Genomic DNA, 5,537 nt, shown 5'->3' on the forward strand with positions numbered 1-5,537 from the left:
TCGCGCAAAGGCAAACACCCCAGCTCTGTGTGAGAGCTGGGGTGTAGATGGGAGAGCCTGGCGATGACCTACTTTCACACGGGAATCCGCACTATCATCGGCGCGGAGTCGTTTCACGGTCCTGTTCGGGATGGGAAGGGGTGGTACCGACTCGCTATGGTCACCAGGCTATGACTTGTCGCCACGTTGACGAGGTCAACGCGACCAATATGGGAATGTAGATTTGGGGTTGTGATTTGTGTGTATCAGGCACAAGGCGGACCCAGCCGGAAACATACCGGTTATAGGATCAAGCCGCACGGGCAATTAGTACTGGTTAGCTGAACGCATTACTGCGCTTCCACACCCAGCCTATCAACGTCCTGGTCTCGAACGACCCTTCAGGGAGATCAAGTCTCCAGGGAATCCTCATCTTCAGGCAAGTTTCCCGCTTAGATGCTTTCAGCGGTTATCTCTTCCGTACATAGCTACCCTGCGATGCCTCTGGCGAGACAACAGGTACACCAGCGGTACGTCCACTCCGGTCCTCTCGTACTAGGAGCAGCCCCCGTCAAGATTCCAACGCCCACGGCAGATAGGGACCAAACTGTCTCACGACGTTTTAAACCCAGCTCACGTACCTCTTTAAATGGCGAACAGCCATACCCTTGGGACCGGCTACAGCCCCAGGATGAGATGAGCCGACATCGAGGTGCCAAACACCGCCGTCGATATGAACTCTTGGGCGGTATCAGCCTGTTATCCCCAGAGTACCTTTTATCCGTTGAGCGATGGCCCTTCCATACAGAACCACCGGATCACTATGTCCTGCTTTCGCACCTGCTCGACTTGTCGGTCTCGCAGTTAAGCACGCTTTTGCCATTGCACTTTAGGTACGATGTCCGACCGTACCAAGCGTACCTTCGAACTCCTCCGTTACACTTTGGGAGGAGACCGCCCCAGTCAAACTGCCTACCATGCACTGTCCCCGACCCGGATTCACGGGCCAAGGTTAGAACCTCAAACAAACCAGGGTGGTATTTCAAGGACGGCTCCACCGAAACTAGCGTCCCGGTTTCAAAGCCTCCCACCTATCCTACACAGATCGGTTCAAAGTCCAATGCAAAGCTACAGTAAAGGTTCATGGGGTCTTTCCGTCTAGCCGCGGGGAGATTGCATCATCACAAACACTTCAACTTCGCTGAGTCTCGGGAGGAGACAGTGTGGCCATCGTTACGCCATTCGTGCAGGTCGGAACTTACCCGACAAGGAATTTCGCTACCTTAGGACCGTTATAGTTACGGCCGCCGTTTACCGGGACTTCAATCAAGAGCTTGCACCCCATCATTTAATCTTCCGGCACCGGGCAGGCGTCACACCCTATACGTCCACTTTCGTGTTTGCAGAGTGCTGTGTTTTTATTAAACAGTCGCAGCCACCATTTTATTGCAACCCCTTCGTCCTTCTGGCGCGAGCCAGTCAAACTACAAGGGCGTACCTTATCCCGAAGTTACGGTACCAATTTGCCGAGTTCCTTCTCCCGAGTTCTCTCAAGCGCCTTAGAATACTCATCTCGCCCACCTGTGTCGGTTTGCGGTACGGTCTCGTATGACTGAAGCTTAGAGGCTTTTCTTGGAACCACTTCCAATTGCTTCGCGACCTAAAGTCGCTCGCCCCACACCCTTGAATCACGCACCCGGATTTGCCTAAGTGCCATCTCCAATGTAGGGACCGGGACATCCAACACCCGGACAACCTTCCGCGATCCGTCCCCCCATCGCATCATACGACGGTGCAGGAATATTAACCTGCTTCCCATCAGCTACGCATCTCTGCCTCGCCTTAGGGGCCGACTCACCCTACGCCGATGAACGTTGCGTAGGAAACCTTGGGCTTACGGCGAGGGGGCCTTTCACCCCCTTTATCGCTACTCATGTCAGCATTCGCACTTCTGATACCTCCAGCATCCTTTACAAGACACCTTCACAGGCTTACAGAACGCTCTCCTACCATGCACTTACGTGCATCCGCAGCTTCGGTATATTGCTTAGCCCCGTTACATCTTCCGCGCAGGACGACTCGATCAGTGAGCTATTACGCTTTCTTTAAAGGGTGGCTGCTTCTAAGCCAACCTCCTGACTGTTTTAGCCTTCCCACTTCGTTTCCCACTTAGCAATATTTAGGGACCTTAGCTGGCGGTCTGGGTTGTTTCCCTCTTGACACCGGACGTTAGCACCCGATGTCTGTCTCCCGTGATTGCACTCTTCGGTATTCGGAGTTTGCTATGGCGGGGTAATCAGCAATAGACCCCCCAACCATGACAGTGCTCTACCCCCGAAGGTGAGACACGAGGCACTACCTAAATAGTTTTCGGAGAGAACCAGCTATTTCCAAGTTTGTTTAGCCTTTCACCCCTATCCACAGCTCATCCCCTAACTTTTCAACGTTAGTGGGTTCGGTCCTCCAGTACGTGTTACCGCACCTTCAACCTGGCCATGGATAGATCACTTGGTTTCGGGTCTACACCCAGCGACTGAACGCCCTATTCGGACTCGCTTTCGCTACGCCTTCCCTAATCGGTTAAGCTTGCCACTGAATGTAAGTCGCTGACCCATTATACAAAAGGTACGCCGTCACCCGTTTCCAGGCTCCGACTGTTTGTATGCATGCGGTTTCAGGATCTATTTCACTCCCCTCCCGGGGTTCTTTTCGCCTTTCCCTCACGGTACTGGTTCACTATCGGTCGATTACGAGTATTTAGCCTTGGAGGATGGTCCCCCCATCTTCAGACAGGATTTCACGTGTCCCGCCCTACTTGTCGTACACCTAGTTCCACAATACTGTTTTCGCATACGGGGCTATCACCCACTATGGCCGGACTTTCCATTCCGCTTTGCTAACAATACTGCTAAAGAGTACAAGGCTGATCCCATTTCGCTCGCCACTACTTTGGGAATCTCGGTTGATTTCTGTTCCTGCAGCTACTTAGATGTTTCAGTTCACTGCGTTCGCTTCTGTTACCTATGTATTCAGTAACAGATGACCCATTCGGGCCGGGTTTCCCCATTCGGATATCTGCGGATCAAAGCTTGTTTGCCAGCTCCCCGCAGCTTTTCGCAGGCTACTACGTCCTTCATCGCCTGTAATCGCCAAGGCATCCACCACATGCACTTATTCGCTTGACCCTATAACGAGTATGTCTCGCTATAGGCTGAGTTCTCGCGTTGTGCCGTATTCCAAGACAATCTTTCGATTGCTCTGGTAATACTGGTTGATACAATCACAACCCAGTGTCGCGTTTTAGTGTGCGTCTCATCAACGCACCGCGACACCTTTACTACATTCCATATTGTTAAAGAACAGCCGAACTTTTACGCTCGTCTTGGCTAGGCCAAACGCAAACACCATCGACATAGCGTCGATGCTTGCGTTTGGTAACCAAAAAGGTAATGGTGGAGGATGACGGGATCGAACCGACGACCCCCTGCTTGCAAAGCAGGTGCTCTCCCAGCTGAGCTAATCCCCCAGTCACGGCAGAGAACAACTTCCACCGTCCGTAACTTGGTGGGTCTGGTAGGACTTGAACCTACGACCCCCGCCTTATCAAGACGGTGCTCTAACCACCTGAGCTACAGACCCTTGGCTGTAACATCAAACAAACCGATAAGTGTGGACGCCTAACGTCGGATGCACGCTCTTAAAGGAGGTGATCCAGCCGCACCTTCCGATACGGCTACCTTGTTACGACTTCACCCCAGTCATGAACCCTACCGTGGTAATCGCCCTCCTTGCGGTTAGGCTAACTACTTCTGGTAAAGCCCACTCCCATGGTGTGACGGGCGGTGTGTACAAGACCCGGGAACGTATTCACCGCGGCATGCTGATCCGCGATTACTAGCGATTCCAGCTTCACGTAGTCGAGTTGCAGACTACGATCCGGACTACGATGCATTTTCTGGGATTAGCTCCACCTCGCGGCTTGGCAACCCTCTGTATGCACCATTGTATGACGTGTGAAGCCCTACCCATAAGGGCCATGAGGACTTGACGTCATCCCCACCTTCCTCCGGTTTGTCACCGGCAGTCTCTCTAGAGTGCCCTTTCGTAGCAACTAGAGACAAGGGTTGCGCTCGTTGCGGGACTTAACCCAACATCTCACGACACGAGCTGACGACAGCCATGCAGCACCTGTGTCCACTTTCTCTTTCGAGCACCTAATGCATCTCTGCTTCGTTAGTGGCATGTCAAGGGTAGGTAAGGTTTTTCGCGTTGCATCGAATTAATCCACATCATCCACCGCTTGTGCGGGTCCCCGTCAATTCCTTTGAGTTTTAATCTTGCGACCGTACTCCCCAGGCGGTCAACTTCACGCGTTAGCTACGTTACTAAGGAAATGAATCCCCAACAACTAGTTGACATCGTTTAGGGCGTGGACTACCAGGGTATCTAATCCTGTTTGCTCCCCACGCTTTCGTGCATGAGCGTCAGTGTTATCCCAGGGGGCTGCCTTCGCCATCGGTATTCCTCCACATCTCTACGCATTTCACTGCTACACGTGGAATTCTACCCCCCTCTGACACACTCTAGCCGTGCAGTCACCAATGCAATTCCCAAGTTAAGCTCGGGGATTTCACATCGGTCTTGCACAACCGCCTGCGCACGCTTTACGCCCAGTAATTCCGATTAACGCTTGGACCCTACGTATTACCGCGGCTGCTGGCACGTAGTTAGCCGGTCCTTATTCTTCCGGTACCGTCATCGACCCCAGGTATTAACCAGAGCCATTTCTTTCCGGACAAAAGTGCTTTACAACCCGAAGGCCTTCTTCACACACGCGGCATTGCTGGATCAGGCTTTCGCCCATTGTCCAAAATTCCCCACTGCTGCCTCCCGTAGGAGTCTGGGCCGTGTCTCAGTCCCAGTGTGGCTGATCGTCCTCTCAGACCAGCTACTGATCGTCGCCTTGGTGGGCCTTTACCCCACCAACTAGCTAATCAGACATCGGCCGCTCCTATAGCATGAGGCCTTGCGGTCCCCCACTTTCACCCTCAGGTCGTATGCGGTATTAGCTAATCTTTCGACTAGTTATCCCCCACTACAGGGCACGTTCCGATGTATTACTCACCCGTTCGCCACTCGCCATCAATCTAGCAAGCTAGATCATGCTGCCGTTCGACTTGCATGTGTAAGGCATGCCGCCAGCGTTCAATCTGAGCCAGGATCAAACTCTTCAGTTCAATCTGCTGTTTTCGCTCTTTACGAGCGGTCGCTCACTCTCAGAATCTGACTTGAACTTTCGTTCAAACCTTACTTCTGTGCGAGCACTTCATTACTTGTTAGCTAGCGAATCGAAATCCGCCGCACCCAGTATTAAGCGCCCACACTTATCGGCTGTTTGCTTGTTAAAGAACTTCGCGATCAACTTTGTTCACCGCGTCGCTGCGTTGTCTGCAGCAGAGAAACGAGATTATGCAGAGCTTTTTCGTCGCTGTCAACAACTCGTCGAAGAATTTTTATCATCAACTCGCCGCCAACTACTCCTGAATTTCCAGCCAATC

The 5,537-nt window shown here is 52.4% G+C and carries 2 tRNA genes and 3 rRNA genes; all 5 read right to left on the bottom strand.

The window, feature by feature from the left end:
* Positions 1-55 precede the first annotated feature (55 nt).
* A 5S ribosomal RNA gene (rrf, locus tag BM136_RS25040) occupies positions 56-168 on the bottom strand.
* 117 nt (positions 169-285) lie between these two features.
* Positions 286-3,164: ribosomal RNA gene (locus BM136_RS25045) — 23S ribosomal RNA — on the bottom strand.
* Positions 3,165-3,429: 265 nt separating this feature from the next.
* Positions 3,430-3,505: transfer RNA gene (locus tag BM136_RS25050), tRNA-Ala, on the bottom strand.
* A 36-nt stretch (positions 3,506-3,541) separates the two neighbouring features.
* Positions 3,542-3,618 (bottom strand) — tRNA-Ile (locus tag BM136_RS25055).
* Between the two features lie 60 nt (positions 3,619-3,678).
* Positions 3,679-5,216, bottom strand: a 16S ribosomal RNA gene (locus BM136_RS25060).
* Together the 16S, 23S and 5S rRNA genes with 2 tRNA genes alongside form the textbook arrangement of a ribosomal RNA operon.
* Positions 5,217-5,537: the final 321 nt, after the last annotated feature.

The sequence above is a fragment of the Ralstonia sp. NFACC01 genome (assembly GCF_900115545.1).
GTDB classification, from domain to species: domain Bacteria; phylum Pseudomonadota; class Gammaproteobacteria; order Burkholderiales; family Burkholderiaceae; genus Ralstonia; species Ralstonia mojiangensis.